This window comes from Chryseobacterium sp. SN22 (assembly GCF_008329705.1).
Lineage (GTDB): Bacteria > Bacteroidota > Bacteroidia > Flavobacteriales > Weeksellaceae > Chryseobacterium.
This window is the reverse complement of the sequence record NZ_VTSX01000006.1, coordinates 20,649-40,144: the sequence shown is the minus strand read 5'-3', so window position 1 is coordinate 40,144 and position 19,496 is coordinate 20,649. Positions and strand designations below refer to the sequence as shown.

Genomic DNA, 19,496 nt, shown 5'->3' with positions numbered 1-19,496 from the left:
AAATGAGAACAAAAAAATATATAGCCGCTTACGGCTTTCCCCTTCTGCTGGCACTTTCGGGCTGCTCACAGAAAGATACCGGGGAAAAGAAAGAACCGGCAGGCTACTGCATCAGCCCCGAACTTAAATCCAATCTGAAACTGGCTATCGTTGCCCTCCAGCCCATCGAAGAGAGCATCACGCTTACCGGTGAGGTGGAAAGCAATTCCGATAAAACCGTCCCGTTTGTAAGCCTGGTAGACGGCGTGGTGACCCAAACGTTTTTCTCACTCGGCGACCACGTTTCCAAAGGCCAGGTGCTGGCCAGCGTGAAAAGTGTTTCGCTGAACGAAATGCAGGGCGACACCCAGACCCTGGAAGCCCAGCTGGCCGTGGCCAAAAGAAAGCTCGCCTCGGTGGAAGCGATGTTCAAAGACGATATTGCTTCACAAAAAGACCTGGAAGAAGCACGGTCGGAAGTGCAGATCCTGAAATCCAATATCTCCAAGACCCAGAAGAACATGAAGCTGTATTCGGCAGGGAAAAGCGATTTCCTCATCAAGTCGCCCGCAGACGGATACGTGATCGAAAAAAACATTTCCAACGGAATGCCGGTTTCAGCGGGCGGCGACAAGCTGTTTACCATATCCAACCTGGATAAGGTCTGGGTAATGGCGAATGTCTACGCCACCAACATGCGCCATATCTACGTCAACCAGCCGGCAGTGATCAGGACCCTCGCGTATCCCGACGAAAGCTTTACCGGGAAAATCGATGCGGTTTCCCAGGTGTTCAATGAAAACGAAAGGGTGCTGAAAGCAAAGATTGTGATGGATAACAACAACATGAAGCTCCGCCCGGGAATGTCCGCGGACATCGTGCTTCCCATCAATTCCCAGAATATAAGCGCCCTCGCCGTTCCGACCAAGGCGCTGATCTTCGACAACAACCAGAGCTATGTGCTGGTCTACAAACAGGATTGTGACCTGGAAGTACGGCACGTTACCGAAATCGTTTCCAACAACAGCACCACGTATGTGGAAGGTTCATTGAAAGCAGGCGAACGCGTCGTGGCGACCAACGGCCTGATCATCTATGAAAACCTGAAAAACCAAACCGTTAATTCTACCAGATAATGCGAAAATTCGTTCAGAATATTGTCTCCTTCTCCCTTAAAAATTCCCTGATTGTCCTTCTGGGAACTTTTCTGCTGCTGGCCGGAGGCATCTATTCATACATCCATACGCCCATCGAGGCGTTTCCGGATGTTACCAACACCCGGGTGCGGGTGATTACCCAATGGCCGGGAAGAAGTGCCGAGGAAATCGAGAAATTTGTTACCCTGCCGATCTCCAAAGAGATGAACACCATTCCGAGCAAGGCTTCGGTACGTTCCATTTCGCTATTTGGATTATCTGTGGTTACGGTGACGTTCGATGATCATGTTGACGATTTTTATGCCCAGCAATATGCGTCCAACCGGCTCGGGAATGTAGACCTGCCCAACGGGGCCGATTTCAGCATCGAACCGCCGTCCGGGGCCACCGGGGAAATTTACCGGTACATCATCAAAAGCAAACTGCCGATCAGGGAAGTGACCTCCATCCAGGACTGGGTGATCGAAAGGGAGCTGCTGGCCGTTCCCGGCGTGGCGGATATCGTCAGCTTCGGCGGTGAGAAGAAAATCTATGAGATCAGGATCAACCCCACAGAGCTCCAGAATTACGACCTCTCCCCTCTTGATGTCTATGAAGCGGTGTCAAGAAGCAACGTGAACGTCGGGGGCGATGTGGTTTCCAAAGGCGACCAGGCCTATGTGGTCCGCGGGATCGGCCTTCTGGAAAGCAAAGCCGACATCGAAAACATACAGATCGAAGTGAAAGGTTCCACACCGATCCTGGTGAAGCATATTGCGGAAGTGAAAGTTTCGGCCAAACCAAGATTGGGCCAGGTGGGCTACAACAAAGAGGATGATGTAGTAGAGGGCATCGTGATCATGCTCCGCGGGGAAAACCCCAGCGATGTGATCGCGAGACTGAAAGACCGGATTGCCGAACTCAACGGAGGCGAGCTTCCCGGCGATGTAAAAATCGTCCCGATCATCGACCGTACGGAACTGGTGAACACGACCGTGCATACCGTGACCAAAAACCTGATCGAAGGAATCATCCTGGTATCCATCATCGTATTTATCTTCCTGTACAACTGGAGGACGACCTTTATTGTGGCATCGGTGATTCCGCTGGCTTTCCTTTTCGCCATCATTATGCTGAAAATACAGGGATTGCCGGCCAACCTCATCTCCATGGGTGCGCTGGATTTCGGATTGCTGCTTGAAGGAACATTAGTGATCGTAGAGCATGTCTTCGTTGCCCTGGAACATAAAGCCAAGAAGGTCGGCCTTGCCCGGTTCAACAAAATGTCGAAGCTGGGAATCATCAAGAAAAGCGCGGGAAGTGTGGCCAGCTACATCTTTTTTGCCCTGCTGATCCTGATTGTCGCGCTGATGCCGATCTTCTCTTTCCAGAAAGTGGAAGGGAAAATGTTTTCGCCGCTGGCCTTTACCTTAGGCTATGCCCTGCTGGGCTCACTGATCCTGAGCCTGACCTATGTTCCGGCGATGTGCAAGCTGTTGCTGACCAAAAATATCGAAGAGAAAGAAAACGTGATTTCCCGGTTCTTCAGGGTGAATGTTTACCGGCTGTATGCCTTTGCGGACCGTCACAAGAAAGCGTTCATGATCGGATTCGGCGCTTTGCTGGTGATCTGCGGGCTTAAGTTTTCCAACTACGGTTCGGAATTCCTGCCCAAGCTGAATGAAGGGGCGATCTATGTACGGGCTACCCTTCCGAACAGCGTCAACCTCGACGAATCCGTAAGGCTGACCAAAGAAATGAAAAAGACCCTGGAAAATTATGATGAGGTGAAATTCGTGATGACCCAGACCGGCCGGCCCAACGACGGAACCGACCCTACCGGATTTTTCAATATCGAATTCAACATCCAGCTCAAACCGGCAGACGAATGGAAAAACAAAAGTTCCAAAGAAGACCTGCTGGAAAAAATGCGGGTCTCCCTGGAGAAATATCCCGGCATCAATTTCGGTTTCAGCCAGCCCATCCAGGATAATGTGGAAGAATATGTAGCCGGTGTAAAAGCGCCTCTGGTGATCAAGATTTTCGGGAATGACCTTTTCGAGCTGGAAGATTATGCCAATAAAGTGGCCAATTCCATTAAAACGGTACCTGGGATTTCGGACGTGAATGTTTTCAAAAATATCGGGCTGCCGGAATTGAGGATCCAGCTGCACGATTCCAAAATGGCCAAATACGGGATTTCCACTGCCGATGCCCAGGCGGTGATCGAAATGACCATCGGCGGCCAGGCTGCGACGAAATTTTATGAGGAAGAAAGAATGTTTGACGTTACCCTCCGTTTCGAGAAACAGTACCGTGACAATCCGGAGAAAATAGGCAATATCCTGATTCCGACCAAAGACAGTAAAAAAGTCCCGCTGAAGGAAATCGCCACCATTGATTACCACACAGGTCCGTCCTTCATCTACCGTGAAGGCAGCAGCCGGTACATCGGTGTCGGGTTCAACATTGAAGGCCGCGACCTGGGAAGCACGATTGAAGATGCCAAAGCGAAAGTCGCCAAAGACGTCCATATCCCCAAAAAGCACAAGATGACCTGGGCCGGTGAGTTCGAGAGCAAGGAAAGAGCTGCCAAACAGCTGATGATGGTGGTACCGATATCGCTGATCCTGATCCTGATGCTGCTTTACTTCAACTTCGGAAATATGAAAGACACGCTGATCTCATCGGTCACCCTGGCCTTTGCGTTCATCGGCGGGTTTTTATCCCTGTGGTTTACGGGAACCATCTTCGGCATCTCTGCCGGCATCGGCTTTATCATCCTCTTCGGGGTTGCGACCATTGACGGGATTGTCCTGATCGGCGTGATGAAGGAAAACCTCCAGCAGAAAATGCCGTTGAGAAAAGCCATCTCGGAAGGCGTTAAAAGCAGGATCCGTCCGGTGGTGATGATTGCCCTGATGGGTTCGATGGGACTGTTCCCCGCCGCCATCTCCAACGGAATGGGTTCTGAAATCCAGAAACCCCTGGCGATTATGATTGTCGGCGGACTGATCATCTGTATGATCCTTTCGTTTACGATCCTGCCGCTGGTGTTTTATTTTGCCTACCGTAAAAAGTATACCGACTGACTATTACCCTTTTAATTTCAATTTTTTCTATGCCGGATGCAGTTTGTATCCGGCTTTTTTAGCAGGTAATCCGAATTGTAGAATTTCCGTTTACAGCCACTGCTATTGAGACCCCACACCTACGGCATGCTGATGACCGTGAATGCCTGTTGTTGCTACACAGATGATATTCCTACGAAATATGACTTTAGCAATCAGTAAATTCAACACACTGAAATGACTTCAGTTAAATTACAATCAACGTTTAATCCAGAGGCTATTTAAATTTAACATAAAAAAACAGTATATCTTATATATGATTGATGATCAGATTTAAAATACAAATCTGCTGAATCTGCGTGAGTAAAGCAGGTTCAGCCCGGCTAGGTTTAAATTCTGATTTTGAACAGGCTTTTATTCTTTAATTTCTGTGCCAGATCTAATGGTGTCGTGCCTTCAGCATGTTCAGAAGAGGTTCTTTTTATTCAACCTTCTTCATAATGGTGGTCGCCGAGAATCCATGCATAATGATGGATAAAAGAATGGTTAAGGAAACGATCGCCCAAAGCCGGTCCTGATGTTGGAAATGGAACTCGCTGAAACCGAACGAAAGATAATAGACAGAACCCAGCCCCTTGATCCCGAAAAAGCCGATCACCCACTTTTCCCTGTTTTTTATTTTGGAAGTGGCCACAGCCAGCCTGCCTGCAAGCGGGCGGATCACTAACAGGAAGAGTATGACAAATACAATTATTTCTGTATTGACCGGCTTTAAGACACCCATGACGAGTGAGCCTCCGAATAGGATCATCAGCAGGCTCAGCAGCAGCCTTTCGGCCTGATCGGTGAAGGAATGCAGTTCTTTATGGTACTGGTGGTCCTTTTCATAATGCCGTAAAGTAATGCTGCAGATAAATACCGCCAGAAATCCGTAGCCGTGGGCAAATTCCGTGATTCCGTACACCAACAGGGTCGCTGCAATCGCCAGAAAACCGTCCCGGCTTGATAACGGTCCGCTTTTTTCGGATGTCCTGAACAGCAGGAAGCCAATGCCTTTGCCGCAGGCCCATCCGATCAGGATGCCTGCGCCTAATCGGTATAGGACATCAAAGGCAAACCACTCCATAAAACTGACCTGCCTCCCTGAAACCATTAAGCCCAGAGCAATCGCCAGCCAGGTAAAGGGAAAAGCTACGCCATCGTTCAGGCCGGCCTCGGAGGTCAGTGTAAATTTCACTTCCGATTTCGCCTTATCGTTCGGAGGGCCCACCTGCACGTCGGCAGCAAGCACCGGGTCGGTAGGCGCCAGTGCCGCACCAAGCAGCACTGCCGAAGCAAGGCCGAGGCTCAGAAGATAATAACCCATCACAGCAGCGGCTGAAATGCAGAGCAACATGGTAATGCCAATCAGCTTTAACGGAGACGACCATGCTTTGAAAGAAAACGGACGGTCGATCTTGATCCCCGATCCCATCAGCGAAACAATAACAATAAGTTCGGTAAGGTGAAGCGTTAAGTTTTCATTATTCTCAGGAAGCGGATCGGGAAGGTATTCCGGAATAGCCAGGTAAAGCAGAATCCCGGCGATGATGTAGAATATTGAATACGATATTCCTGTTTTTTTTGAAAAGCCGGGCATCCAGGCCATAACAAACGTAGCCGCACCGGTTAGGGTTAAAATAAGTAAATAATCATCCATAAACTGTACATTATTCTGCCTGCAGACCCTCCTTCTTTTACTGTTTTACTATTGCTGATTACGCAGGGGATCCGGAATAATTCTCACCGGCAGTCAGGCAAATATCCCGCCACAAAATTAGGCAGCAACGGTAAAACAGCCAGGCTCAGGTTTGCGCTGTGCCGGTACTTATCTTTTATCAGGATGTACAGCTAACGATTGAAATATGCATAGGTCCCGGTTATTGCTGTTTTCAGATATTTCTTAACGGGTGCTGCATATATTTTCTGTCCAGATCAGGATTTTTTATTGTTTTTACGTAACTTTAGAAAACAAACCTCTCACAAAATATGAAAATCAGAACGACTCTGAAGAAAGGGATCACGGTGCCCAGTCTTATTTTTATTATCGGCGTATGCCTGATCTCTGCGATTTACCCTCAGCTTACCGAACAGGTTTTAAATGTCGTCAAAAATTTTATATTCGTCAATCTCAACTGGGTTTACATCTGGGCAGTGACCCTGTTTGTTATTTTCCTGGTGTACATCATGGCCAGCAGCTACGGAAATATCCGGCTGGGCAGGAATGACAGCAAACCCGAATATTCCTTTTTCTCCTGGCTCTCGATGCTTTTTGCCGCAGGAATGGGAATCGGCCTGATGTACTTCAGCGTTGCCGAACCGATGCAGCATTACTCGAACGAAATCTTTGCCTATAAATCTCCTGTCCAACGCGCTCAGAACGCCCAGCTGTATACTTTTTTCCATTGGGGAATCCATGCCTGGGCCATTTACGGCGTCGTGGGTCTGGCACTGGCTTATTTTTCGTACCGCTACCGGCTGCCCTTGTCCCTGAGAAGCTGTTTCTACCCTCTGCTGAAGGATAAGATCAAAGGAAAATGGGGAAATGTAATTGATATTTTTGCCCTGTGCAGTACTTTCTTCGGGATTACCACGACCCTGGGCTTCGGGGTGGTACAGATCAATTCGGGGCTCATTACCCTGAATATCCTGCCGGAAACCAGTTTTATCTATCAGGTCCTTATCGTCGCCGTTCTGGTTTCATTGGCCATACTTTCGGCCATATCGGGAGTAGACAAAGGCATCAGGATTTTAAGCAACATCAATATCATTGCTGTGGTTGCCCTGCTGCTCTTTGTACTGATCCTCGGGCCCACCGTTTATCTGATCGGAAGCTTTACCGAAGGCATCGGAACGTATATCAACAGCTTTTTCAGCCTGACCTTCAACACCCATGTTTATGAAGAGAACACCCAGAAGTGGTTTCATGACTGGACGATCTTATACTGGGCCTGGTGGATCTCCTGGTCTCCGTATGTAGGGCTGTTTATTGCAAGGATTTCCAAAGGGAGAACCATCCGGGAATTCGTGGCTGCGGTACTGATCCTGCCGACCCTTTTCAATTTCATCTGGATGACCGTTTTCGGAAACAGTGCCATATGGTTTGATATGAATGAAGCCCACGGCTTTTTAAGCAAAATGGCCAATGACCCCGATGGGCTGATGTTCCAGTTTCTCGAATACTTTCCTTTAACAAAGCTAGTAAGCTTCGTCGTAATCGGGATTATCCTCATCTTTTTCGTAACCTCCGCCGACAGCGGTATTTTTGTGATGAACAGCATTGCCACAAAAAATGCCAGGGTATCGCCCCGCTGGCAGACCATAGGCTGGGGAGCCCTTCTCGCAGTCCTTGCCCTGATGCTCCTTAACGCCGGAGGGCTGGCCGCACTGCAGAGCATGACCCTGATTACCGCACTGCCCTTTTCCATAATTATGGTTCTGTTTATCGTGAGTCTCATCAAAGCCCTGGTGATCGATAAAAACTACTATGAAAAAGATTTTTCGTCAACCACCGTTCCCTGGTCCGGGGAGCACTGGAGAGAAAGACTGAAGCAGATTGCTTCATTCAGTGACGCAGCTTCCACTGAAAAGTATATCGAAACAACGGTAAAACAGGCATTTGAAGAACTGGCAGCAGAATTCGCCGTGAATGGTATTGAGGCCAGCATCAATTCGGAGAACAGTCCTGAAAGCTTGGAAATTGAGATTAAGTATGACCTGATCAACAATTTTTTATACGGAATAAAACGCGAAAAAAAGCTCATTTCGGAATACCTGCTGAACGAAGGGAATCTTCCCGGTTCAGAAAAAAACCTCGCCTATTTCCCGAAATCTTATTTTGGGGACAACCGGGAAGGCTACGATGTAAAGCTTTTTACCAAAAACGAATTGATCTCGGATGTACTGAAGCACTATGAGCGGTTCATCGAAATCATATCGGAGGAAAAAAATACCCTGTTTATCAGCAGCGATTCCAATCACAGGTTCAGGTAAATGCCCCGAACCTTATGAGGCTGTTCTTCGGTTCCTTCCGGACTCTGAGGCTCTTGAAGAGTCCGGGAAGAACCGAAAAGTTGAATAAAACTGCCGGAGAATACCCTGCCTGTATTTAGTATTAAAATATAATCTATCATTTGCCGGCCTGCCGGGAGTTTTTATTCAGAATAACATAGCCGATGATTCCTCCGATCAGCGAAGCGGCAAAAATACCGATCTTGGCCTGGGCTTGGTATTCTTCGTGCGAGAAGGCAAGGGAAGTGATAAACAGGGACATCGTAAAACCGATGGAAGCCAGGAAGCCCAGTCCGAGCAGGTTTCTGAAATTCATTCCTTCCGGGGCATGAGCTATTTTCAGCCTGATAAAAGCATAGCTGAACCCTACGACGCCCAGTACTTTACCACCGATAAGCCCTATTGCGGTACCCAGCGCAATATTATTGTTGAAGAGGCTATCAAAATCAATATCCAGCGACACCCCTGCATTGGCCACGGCAAAAACGGGAATAATAAGGAACGATACGGCCGGGTGCATGGCATGTTCCAGTCTTTGTAAAGGCGGTGTTGCGGCAAGGGTTGCTTCATTCACCTGCTCCAGGACATGGAGCTGTTCATTGGTTAAAGTCGGTGTATTTTCGGTAGGGTCGATATTCTTAAACCGTTCGAGGTACAGCTGTATCTTAGAAATAAATACATTTTCCGGGATCTTTACATCGGCAGGAATGGTAAAGGCAGCCAGCACCGCTGCAATAGTGGCATGAACCCCTGAAAGCAGGAAAGCCGTCCACACGCCGCAGATTCCAAGCAATGCATAAAAAAGAATGGACCGCACCCCGAGCCTGTTGCCCAGATACATCACAGCCAGAATGATAAGTCCAACCATCAGGTACATCATATTGATGTCGGCAGTATAGAAAAAGGCAATCACCAAGACGGCTCCCAGATCATCGACAATGGCCAGGGCGGTAAGAAATACTTTCAGCGCCAGCGGAATCCGGTTTCCCAGCAGATACAAAACGCCCAATGCAAAAGCAATATCGGTTGCCATCGGGATTCCCCAGCCTTTATGCGGTTCACCCGACGGATTAAACAGCAGGTAAATAAGAGCCGGCATCAGCATCCCTCCCACCGCTGCAATAATGGGGAGCAAAGCTTTTTTTGGGTTGGATAGCTCGCCGCCGATGATCTCCCGTTTGAGTTCTAGCCCGACTACGAAAAAAAAGATCGACATCAGCCCATCGTTAATCCAGTGGTGGATGTTGTACTCAAAATAAGTCTTACCGTTCCACTGAAAGCCAAAGGACTGCTCAAGGATTTCGTGATAAGTATGGGCCAACGGCGTATTGGCCAGCAGCAGGGCAACAATGACACTGATTCCCAACAGCAGCCCGCCCGATTTTTCCTGCTGGATAAACCGCTGAACAGGCTGTATAATTTTATCGATAGGTTTTCGGGTGTCATTGTGATCCATAGTAGATTATTTGTAATACAAATTTACGGATTCTAATTTTGATCCCTCCATATGGCGTAATCTGCTTCTTATGATTTCAGGAATTTTTAGGCCCACTAAAAACAGATTTGAGTCATTTACTTTTTACGATCAGCAAATTTCCAGGCCGTCCAACCGGAATGGTTTAAACTGATGAATTTACTGCCCTGTAAGTTTTACAGATGATATTTTTGAAAAGTCCTGATTGTTTTTACAGAGCACCTTATACCGGGTATATTCTTCAGTTCCCATCTTTTCCATAATATAATCATTTTCGGTTATATTTCTTTTCTCCTGAATAAACCGGATGAATGAATCATTCTGCCGGCATTCTTTGAAACCTGCCGACTGCATGGTATGTCTTACTTCTTCATCCTCTATTTCAGTCAGCCATTCTTCATAATGAACCTCTGACACATTCAGCTGGAGGTCATAATACAAATACACTGCATTGCTGTAGGAAATATGTAACCTATGATATTCTTTATTTTTTTCAGCAAGATGCTGAAGAAAAAATTCCTGCTGGATGTTGTAATATTGAAGAGGGTGTTTTGGATTTATCATAAAAGCCTGATTTAATAGTTTATTATTCGATTGGTTAATTTCTGCGAAAATATTGATTACGGGAACTGAAACCGTTTGATTCCAATAGATAGATCGAGATCGCGTCATCATTAATTCTAATAGAAAAACCATACAGTAATGATTTAATGCTACTGCTAATTTTTGTTTTGAGACAATGATCAATCCCAGCTCATTCAATTGAAAGAATTGTTAGAATTTGAAGAACAGAGGATTACTTAAACGATTTGAATAATTGTTTTTGCGGTCAGTTCTGTGGCAGGTAAGATGATTATAATCTGTCCCTTTACTTACAGCTGATACGGATAAAGCTTTTGTTTCACTGTAATTAAAACGGATGAATGGTTTAAAATAAAAATGAGCTTTGGCAGGTGCTTAGGCTCATTTAATTTTGTATTTCTCTTCTATCGGACTGGTCAGCTGCATCAATTACAGTCCGACACTTATTTTAAAGACCGGTTTAAGGTTCACCTTTAATTCATCCACACTGGTCTGTGCCCCTTTGATTTCCAGGATAAGGGAATTCTGCTTGGACTTCAGGTAATCGATCAATTCTGCATCTGCCGTATTGAGGGTAATGGTGGCCGGATTGGTGTTGTTTTCAACTGTCCCGATCAGTACCTCCGGAAGATTGGGCGCTTTCAGGTACACTTTGGCCCCGCTGATGATGTTAAGCTTATTCCCTAACTTGGAACTCAGATAATCGATTGAGAAACCGGTGAGTTTTGCACTTTTCAGATTGTTGATGGACAATTTGGAATATTTTTCCTTGATGGCCGCATCGGCATCGAGATTCAGTGTAATTTCCGGATATCGGAGGTAAGAAGTAGTATTCACCGTAGCAAAAGGTAAAGTCTGCTCCACCGTCATCGGAATATCAAACGGAACCGGAATGCCTTCATCCCCGTCGCAGCTGGTCATGGTAAATAATAAGGTTCCCAACACGCTGAGAACGAAGAATGACTTTAATAATATTTTTTTCATACTGATTTATTTTGAGAAACTTACTGACTAAAATTATGCCAGAACGGTCAACCGGAGCTATAAAAATATGGTATCTGTTTTAAAAGAATTGCGGTGATTGATCGCTGGATATTGAGGCATTCTTATCTGCAATAGCAGAAATTACTTTACGGAGATTCCGGATAAAATGCAAATCCAGTATAATTACCTGAACCTGCCTTCCGTAGTGGACATGTTTACAGACTTTCCGTTTAATGTAGAGTATTCTTACAGGGCTGACTGGGTAAAGCTCAGGAAAAAAAGCACTAGTACCATTGCAGGGGTTAATTCAATGACCACTATCGTAATTGATTTAGCAGACAAATTATGTATTGTAAATAATGAGTTATATCATACACATGTACAATATTTATTTAGATGTAGTCAAAAGAACCAATACCCGTGATTTCATAAACCCCTGCTGTAATTCTCGAAATAACCATGAAAATTTATAACACATTTGCGTAGATAATATTCCATGAACCTGTGCCGAATTCTATGCAAGAGCCTTCCGATTTTATCAAAACCTATGTCCCCCATCTTAACGAAGGGAGCTTTAATTATACCCGAATTATGAAAAACATCATTTTAGTTGCCGGTACCACCCAAAGCCTAGACGGAAAGATCTGCCGCGAACTGCATTAACGGGAAGTCCGTATAAGAGCGGTCATCCGTTCCCGGAAACGATCCTGAAAAAGCACAAACCCTGGAAGAAAGCAGAATTGAAACCGCGGTCGCCGGTTTCAGCAGTCCGGTCCAACCCGAAGCGGCCTGTTCAGACGTAAGCTGTAGTTTCTGCGCTTGCCGGATTACAGGACACCATTGTGGAAGCAGTACTGCCTCGAAACCGATGGTAGTCCGTTCTGTTATCTGCCACTGGTTCAATGGATTTTTACAGATTTCACAGATGACAGCATGGCTTGGGTTCTGCTCAGCCACCGGGGGCGGTACTCGAAATACAGATCATAAAAATCAAAGATTTTAAGGTTTTGTACGATTTGAAGCATTCAAATTCTTTATCCCGAATCAATATCTTTTGATTTTTTTACGGTTAAACACCTCATGCAGATAATAGCTTCCATACATGTTATCGAAGAATAGCAGGAAGAATAAAATTTTCCAGCATTTTGGTAACCTGAGGATGGGCATAGGTCTGGCCATAAGCACTCGCCGTGATAACAATCACTATAGGATGGTCTTTCAGGATGATGATGTAGTTGCCGCCGTTTCCCGCGCAGTAAAAAGTTTCCGCTTCCCTATTGTTATTTACTTTAAAACTTTTGTTCCAGAAAAGGTAGCTGTAATACTCCTCTTTCCGGTTTGGGATCCGGACCTGCCGGGTCAGGGTTTTCTTCACCCAGGATTCAGGGATGACCTGCTGTTTATTCCAACGGCCGTTGTTTTTATAAAGCTGACCGTATTTTGCAAAATCCAGGGCATTCATCCGGATTCCGCCTGCCGTATTGGGAATATGCTGCGGGGTATATTCCCAGCGGTAATTTTTAATGTGCAGCGGACTGAACAGTTGTTCTTCCGCAAACTTTTCCAGTCCTCCCGGAACAGACCGGTTCAGAATATCACCGAGCAGAATCGTGCCTGCCGTAAAATAATGCCAATTGTTTTTCAAAGCCGGATCATACGGCAGGTTCAATGCAAAATCAGCCCAGTTCTCCGTAGGATACATCTTTTCCTCATTGCCGGGAGAATCAGGGACTTCATCGTCACCTTCAAACCCGGAAGACATGGTCAGAAGATCTTTGATCGTTGCTTCACTTTTACCTTTGGGGTGTTGATATTTTTTAAAATCATAAAACCTGCTGAGTTGCTGATCTTCGTTATGAATAAATTGACGGCCGATCGCTATTCCCATTAAAGTGGAAGCAAAGGATTTCCCGACCGACCGGGGATCATGCAGGGCATTCCGGTCTACGCCGTTGAAATATTCTTCGATCTGCAGTTTTCGTTTGTTAATGACGATGATGCTGTTGATCCGTTTGAATACGCCTTCTCTGATTAGACCTTTCAGCTGCTTTATTTTTCCGGTGTCAAATGGTTCCGAGGAGACCGGAAAACCGTCATAAGGCCTGGGTATATTTAAGGTAATCTGCCGGACGTCGATCACAGGATTCCGCGATACCTGCAGGTTCAGTTCGCCGCTTGCCATTAAGGGTCCTGCTTTAACCTGATTATTTACATTAACATAAGGCCGGATTTCCATACGCAGATAATGCCGCCCATCTTTCAATGCCTCTTCCCCGCCGTTGTTCATAAACCGGTTCCAGAACGATTCACTCCACGAGCCCTGTCCGTCGGTATTATTGATCAAAGAACGGTTAAGTATCACGGCCGTATCCTGCACCTTCTGCTGAGGAGCACCGGGCAGCAGATTGCTTCTGTAGATCTCCTTATCATCAATCCATAAAGCCAACTGATAATTTCCGGTTTTAAATAAAGAATCCTTTTTTATATCCGGACATAACTTAGATGTATATTCCGTAAGCGGCCTGTCAAAAAAAGCGATAAAAGAAAGGTCACTGGTGTTGGTTAAGGTATATTCCCTGATAAAGTCGCTTTCCTTAATCTGATCAAAACCTTTAAAAGACAACAGGAATAGAATCTTTCCGGTATGGGCAGCATGCAAACGTCCGGAATCAGAAGTTGGCTGAACTTGGGCATTTAATAGGGTGATCAGAAATAAGCAGAGGACCAGAAACAAATTTTTCACGAGGTATCAATTTTGGGACCGGACAAAATTCATATAAAATAAACAGGAAAAATAGAATCAGCTTAACATTTGCTTCCGGATTTTTTATAAAACAAAGGGTTCGTGCCAAGATAAGCTTTGAAGACCCTGATAAAATGGCTTTGGTCGGAAAATCCGCAGTCATGGGCGATCTCGGTTAAAGATTTATTGCCGTTAAGCATTTCAGACAATGCCTTTTCAATTCTGATTCTCCGCACATATTCTCCCAGGGTACAGTGAAAATATTTTCTAAAGCTTCTGGATAAATGGACCGGATGGATATCGAGCAGATCGGCCATTTTGGTCAGTCTTAAAGACGTGCAATCATGATCATTCAGGATTTCCCTGATCCGGGTTACCCATAGCGGCGTACGCGTTTCATGATCCGTTGATTCGTTATTTAATCCTGAAAAGATTTCCAGGACCGATGCTTCGATGATCATCTCACTAAACGGATCGTTTGATTTGCTCTCGGCTAATAACCGGTAAAATAAAATTTTCAACAGAGGATTCTGTACTTCATGATTTCCCTGAAGGTTCTGCAACGACAGGCCGTGACCTTTTATAAATTCAGAACCGATCTCCAGGTGAAATCCCCTGGCCGTTTCAGTCGGTTTATGATTATAGTGGCATTCGTCCCAATGATGAAATAAAACAGTGCCGGCCATAAAGTTTTTCCGCCCTTTTTTATATCCTTCGGTCAGACCGCCCTGCAGCAGGAAAGTAAAGTAAGGCGTTTCATGATAATGCCAGTCGACAAAATCGTGCGTATACACCGTATCCGTAAGCGTCAATGAATTGACACTCCGTTTAAAGTGGGTCTCACCGTAAAACTGTCCTTTCAAAAGCTTTTGCATCGGCTGTTAAATTAATGATAAAGCTACAGTATTTTTACGGTTTGTCATTTAAAAAGAACCGATCTGCATCAAAAACAAATAATAATTTTGTACAAAATAAAATCTCCCGCAAAGATTTACTTTACGGGAGGTAAAAAAGATATGAATTGTTTTATTATTTAAAAGCCGCTTTTAATTTTTCAGCAGCGTATGCCTGTGCCTGCTTGGCTTCAGGAACGATAATTGCCATTCCGAAGAATTCGTGGGTAACCCCGGTATAATCTTTACTGTCGACTTTAACCCCGGCTGCAGATAACTTTTCAGCAAGCATCTTTCCATCCTGATTCAGCGGATCGATTTCAGCGGTAATGATGGTTGTCGGAGGTAAGCCTTTAAGATCGGCATTCACCAGAGAAATTCTCGGGTCTTTGGCTTCGCTCATGGTGTTCACGTAATTCTTTGTAAACCATGCCATCATGGCTTTGTTCAACGGTTTTGCATTGGCATACTTTACGTAAGATGCCGTATTCATATCAGATTGGGCAATCGGATACACCAGGATCTGGTGCAGCGGCAGCATAATCTTTTTATCGCGCGCCATGATGGAAACATTAGCCGCTAAATTTCCTCCGGCACTTTCTCCGGCAACCGCAATTTTCTTAGGGTCTCCTTTTATACTTGCTGCATTCTTCACCACCCATTCGTAAGCGGCAAAAGCATCATTGTGGGCAGTCGGGAATTTATGTTCCGGTGCCCGACGGTACGCAACGGAAACCACAATAGCTCCGGTCTGTTCTGCCAGGCCTTGTGCAGAGGCATTATACACATCAGGGTCAGCGATAACAAATCCGCCGCCATGATAATAAACGATTACGGGGAAAGGGCCGTTTCCCGTTTTGGGAGTATACATCCGAAGGTGGATCTTTCCTCCGGTAACGTCAATGTTAGTTCCGGTAGTGTCTACTTTTGGTGCCGGCATGGCAATGTTATTTTCTTTTACCAAATCCATCACCGCATCGGTAGGGGTATGATTTTTACGGGCTTCCTGCGGCTTCAGGGTTTCAATCGGCTTATCACCGTAGCTCCCCAGTTTTTCAATAACCGCCAGCATTTCGGGCTTCATGGTTTTGCCCCAGTCCGGTGCAGCGCCGGTAGGTTTGATCGCCGATGTCTTTGCAGAATCACCTGCAGTTGCCGTCATGTTCTGTGAATCTTTCGTGTCGCTCTTCTTGGAGCATGAAAATGTCAGGACTAAAGTACTCATGGCCAGAGTCCATTTAAAAATGTTGTGTTTCATATGATTTATTTATAGTTGATGTCATTCTTCATCTAAATGAATTGTATGAATCAACTACAACTCCTAGAGATTTAAATTCTCAATCTAATAATATGCCAAGTATTTTGGCGGACCCGAACCAAAATGACAGATTAATCCCGGTTACAATATTAATGCAATTAAGTTGCATTAATTAAATGTTATTTATATTTTTGCAACCGTGTTACGATAAAGAAACTTAAATATTACTTTTATGAAATCAAAAATTTTAGATGTTGTCGGAATATCCGCTGCGGTACTCTGTTTGATTCACTGTGTGGTTTTCCCGTTACTGCTGATTGTTCCACTGGGAATTTCACACAACCTGTTTATTGATTTGGCCTTCCTGTCGATAGGCGGTGTTGTGGTTTACCGGATTGTAAAGAAAACCCGCATCAAATGGCTGAAAGTTTTGTTTGCCACTTCCCTTCTGCTTATTTCAGTTTCCGTTTTTGCAGACATGATCTTTGAGATCCACCTGCCGCTGATTTATTTTGGAACAGCAGGCCTGATTGCCGGACACCTCATCAACTTCAGTCATCACAGACATTAATTTAAATATCATGAACAGTAAATTACCGGTAACGGTTCTGAGCGGTTTCCTAGGAGCCGGAAAAACCACCTTGCTTAATCACATCCTTCATAACAAAGCAGGTCTGAAGGTAGCTGTCATCGTAAATGACATGAGTGAAGTAAATGTCGATGCCCGGCTTGTAGCCAGTGAAAATACATTATCCAGAACGGAAGAAAAACTTGTTGAAATGAGCAACGGCTGTATCTGCTGCACTTTAAGAGAAGACCTGATGGTTGAGGTCGAACGTCTCGCTCAGGAAAGAAGGTTTGATTATCTGCTCATTGAAAGCAGCGGAATCAGCGAACCGGTTCCTGTTGCACAAACATTTTCTTATATCGATGAGGAAAGCGGGATTGATTTATCAGAATTCAGCTATATCGATACGATGGTAACAGTGGTCGACTGCTTTAATTTTGAAAAAGATTTTGAAAGTAATGAGTTGCTTACCGACCGGAAACTTACCGATATCCAGGGAGACCACAGGACCATCGTTAACCTTCTCACAGATCAGATCGAGTTTGCCAATGTCATTGTACTCAATAAAACCGACCTTGTCGATGCCGGTACAATAGGCTTCCTGAAAGCCGCTTTAAATAAGCTGAACCCTGACGCCAGGATTATTCAGTCGGAATTCAGCAGAGTGAATCCGAAAGAACTTTTAAATACCGGATTATTTGATTTTGAAAAAGCGCAGAACTCTGCAGGGTGGCAGAAAGAGCTAATGGCTGATAATCATACGCCGGAGACCGAAGAATACGGAATAAATGCATTTGTTTTCAGAGACCGCCGGCCCTTCCACCCGTTCCGGCTATGGGAATACCTCAGCACTTCTTATCCTCAGGGGACATTGCGGGCGAAAGGTTTATTCTGGCTGGCATCAAGGCCGGATGACGCCCTTAACTTTTCGCAGGCCGGCGGGTCATTCCGGTTGGAAAAGGCCGGTGTATGGTGGTGCAGCATGCCGCTTAATCACAGGGTCCGATATTCATCATTTGTGGAAAATCAGGCTTTCATCGAAGAAAGATGGGATAAAAACTGGGGAGACAGAATCAATGAACTGGTTTTCATCGGACAGCATATTAATCCTGCACAAATGCAAAAAGATCTGGAAAACTGCCTGGTAAATGAAATGGAATCGAAGATGGCTAAAGAAGAAAGATATTTTGAAGATCCCTTTCCCCAAAATATTTAATCTCAAAATTTACAAATAATTAACGCAACAAAGTTTCAATAGAACTAAAGTCTTTATATCTTCGCTGCACATTTAATTCCGTTATGGACAGACGTACATTTTTAAAAGGTTCGGCGTTTATCACCGGTGCCTTTGCTTTAAATCCGGCAGATCTTTTAGCCGGGAATTCAAAAATAACTTCTCCGGATCCCGGAAAAGCTAAAAACATCATCTTTATGGTCAGTGACGGCATGAGTATGGGAACCCTCACGATGGCGGATCTTTATTCCAGAAATATACTCGGTAGAACCAGCCATTGGATGAACCTGTATCACACGGGGCAGGTAAGCCGGGCTTTGATGGATACGGCGTCTGCCAGTTCGATTGTGACGGATTCAGCCGCCGCCAGCTCGGCATTCGGAGGCGGAACCCGGGTTAAAAACGGCGTGCTGAACGTCGGCGTTAATGGTGAACGATATGTTCCGATATGGCAGAAGTTTAAAAAAGCAGGCAAAAAAGCAGGCTGCGTGACGACAGTTACCGTTACGCACGCTACTCCGGCAGGCTTTTGTGTGAATTCCGACAGCCGGAACGCTGAGCCTGAAATTGCAGAAATGTATCTCCAGCTTGGCCTGGATGTCATGATGGGCGGAGGTGATGAGTTTTTTAATCCCGACAAAAGAGCGGACCGTAAAGATATGTATGAAGCCTATCGGCAGAAAGGCTATCAGATTCTCAAAACCAAAAATGACCTGAAAAATATCCGGAAGCCCGGTAAGATGCTGGGGGTTTTCGGTACGGGCGCACTGCCTTATGCAATAGACCGGACAAATCTTTCTGATTTGCAGCACAGCCCTACCCTTGCGGATATGGCCAAAACGGCTATCGACCTGATGAAGGACCATCCCCGAGGTTTTGTGCTACAGATAGAAGGCGGTAAAGTAGATTGGGCAGCCCATGCCAATGATGTGGCAGCCCTCCTCCACGACCAGCTGGCATTTGACGAAGCGGTAAAAGTTGCCATCGATTTTGCCGAAAAAGATCAAGAAACCCTGGTTATCATTACAACCGACCATGGCAATGCCAATCCGGGAACCATCTACGGAACCGATGCCGCCTCCGGGTTCAACAGCATCTCCGGTTACAAATATTCCAATGAATACATCCTGAATGCTATAAAATCTGATTTTAACCTGCAGCAGATCAAAGACTGGATCTATGAGACCAATCAGATCCGGCTGACGGATGAAGAAGGCAGGCATCTCCTCAATTTTTATAAGGGACTGGAGAAACAGGAATCCGGATTGTATAATTATAAAAAGCTACCTTACAAAGCATATTCGGATATTCAGCAGCAGCACAATCATGTCGGATGGATCAGTATGGATCATTCGGGAGATTATGTGGAAGTTGCCGCCTACGGTCCCGGAAGAGAATTTCTTTCCCCCTTTATCAAAAATACGGAGCTTCATCAATTGATGATAAAAGCAGGCGGCTTGGTGATTTGATTGGGAAAATGCAATGATCTGAGAAAAAGTCCTGTGATCAGGCACTGTAGATTTC

At 45.4% G+C, this 19,496-nt stretch carries 14 protein-coding genes; 6 read left to right on the top strand and 8 right to left on the bottom strand.

The window, feature by feature from the left end:
- The first annotated feature begins 2 nt into the window (after positions 1 to 2).
- On the top strand, positions 3 to 1,115 hold the full coding sequence (locus FY557_RS05225; RefSeq protein ID WP_149246236.1) for an efflux RND transporter periplasmic adaptor subunit: 1,113 nt from the start codon (positions 3 to 5) through the stop codon (positions 1,113 to 1,115).
- Positions 1,115 to 4,207 (top strand): efflux RND transporter permease subunit, encoded by a 3,093-nt coding sequence (locus FY557_RS05220; protein WP_149246235.1) that lies wholly within the window; start codon positions 1,115 to 1,117, stop codon positions 4,205 to 4,207. The genes FY557_RS05225 and FY557_RS05220 overlap by 1 nt, the downstream gene beginning before the upstream one ends.
- 460 nt (positions 4,208 to 4,667) lie before the next feature.
- Here the strand turns inward: FY557_RS05220 and FY557_RS05215 are convergent, their stop codons facing one another.
- A complete protein-coding gene (locus FY557_RS05215) occupies positions 4,668 to 5,885 on the bottom strand; it encodes a cation:proton antiporter (RefSeq protein ID WP_149246234.1) in 1,218 nt (405 codons plus the stop codon).
- 329 nt (positions 5,886 to 6,214) lie between these two features.
- On the opposite strand from FY557_RS05215, the gene FY557_RS05210 reads away from it, so the two are divergent.
- Positions 6,215 to 8,218 carry a BCCT family transporter gene (locus FY557_RS05210; protein WP_149246233.1) on the top strand — a complete coding sequence of 668 codons (2,004 nt, stop codon included), beginning with the start codon at positions 6,215 to 6,217 and terminating at the stop codon, positions 8,216 to 8,218.
- A 136-nt stretch (positions 8,219 to 8,354) separates the two neighbouring features.
- Here the strand turns inward: FY557_RS05210 and nhaA are convergent, their stop codons facing one another.
- The 7 genes from nhaA to FY557_RS05175 all read right to left on the bottom strand — a co-directional run bounded on the left by nhaA (position 8,355) and on the right by FY557_RS05175 (position 16,170).
- On the bottom strand, positions 8,355 to 9,692 hold the full coding sequence (gene nhaA, locus FY557_RS05205) for a Na+/H+ antiporter NhaA (RefSeq protein ID WP_149246232.1): 1,338 nt from the start codon (positions 9,690 to 9,692) through the stop codon (positions 8,355 to 8,357).
- 177 nt (positions 9,693 to 9,869) lie between these two features.
- Positions 9,870 to 10,274 (bottom strand): hypothetical protein, encoded by a 405-nt coding sequence (locus FY557_RS05200; protein ID WP_149246231.1) that lies wholly within the window; start codon positions 10,272 to 10,274, stop codon positions 9,870 to 9,872.
- Positions 10,275 to 10,721: 447 nt separating this feature from the next.
- Positions 10,722 to 11,276 (bottom strand): hypothetical protein, encoded by a 555-nt coding sequence (locus FY557_RS05195; RefSeq protein ID WP_149246230.1) that lies wholly within the window; start codon positions 11,274 to 11,276, stop codon positions 10,722 to 10,724.
- A 630-nt stretch (positions 11,277 to 11,906) separates the two neighbouring features.
- On the bottom strand, positions 11,907 to 12,233 hold the full coding sequence (locus FY557_RS05190; RefSeq protein ID WP_149246229.1) for a hypothetical protein: 327 nt from the start codon (positions 12,231 to 12,233) through the stop codon (positions 11,907 to 11,909).
- Positions 12,234 to 12,381: 148 nt separating this feature from the next.
- Positions 12,382 to 14,019 carry a serine hydrolase domain-containing protein gene (locus FY557_RS05185; RefSeq protein WP_149246228.1) on the bottom strand — a complete coding sequence of 546 codons (1,638 nt, stop codon included), beginning with the start codon at positions 14,017 to 14,019 and terminating at the stop codon, positions 12,382 to 12,384.
- A gap of 62 nt (positions 14,020 to 14,081) precedes the next feature.
- Positions 14,082 to 14,894, bottom strand: coding sequence for a helix-turn-helix transcriptional regulator (locus FY557_RS05180; protein ID WP_149246227.1), 813 nt, complete (start codon positions 14,892 to 14,894; stop codon positions 14,082 to 14,084).
- A gap of 154 nt (positions 14,895 to 15,048) precedes the next feature.
- A complete protein-coding gene (locus FY557_RS05175) occupies positions 15,049 to 16,170 on the bottom strand; it encodes an alpha/beta hydrolase (protein WP_228451711.1) in 1,122 nt (373 codons plus the stop codon).
- 232 nt (positions 16,171 to 16,402) lie between these two features.
- On the opposite strand from FY557_RS05175, the gene FY557_RS05170 reads away from it, so the two are divergent.
- From FY557_RS05170 to FY557_RS05160, 3 genes are all read left to right on the top strand, one after another.
- Positions 16,403 to 16,741, top strand: coding sequence for a MerC domain-containing protein (locus FY557_RS05170; protein ID WP_149246226.1), 339 nt, complete (start codon positions 16,403 to 16,405; stop codon positions 16,739 to 16,741).
- 10 nt (positions 16,742 to 16,751) lie between these two features.
- The gene (locus FY557_RS05165; protein ID WP_149246225.1) at positions 16,752 to 17,954 is read left to right on the top strand and encodes a GTP-binding protein; all 1,203 of its coding nucleotides are present in this window, start codon (positions 16,752 to 16,754) and stop codon (positions 17,952 to 17,954) included.
- 83 nt (positions 17,955 to 18,037) lie between these two features.
- Positions 18,038 to 19,441: an alkaline phosphatase gene (locus FY557_RS05160; RefSeq protein ID WP_149246224.1), complete on the top strand. Its 1,404-nt coding sequence runs from the start codon at positions 18,038 to 18,040 to the stop codon at positions 19,439 to 19,441.
- The last annotated feature ends 55 nt before the right edge of the window (positions 19,442 to 19,496 follow it).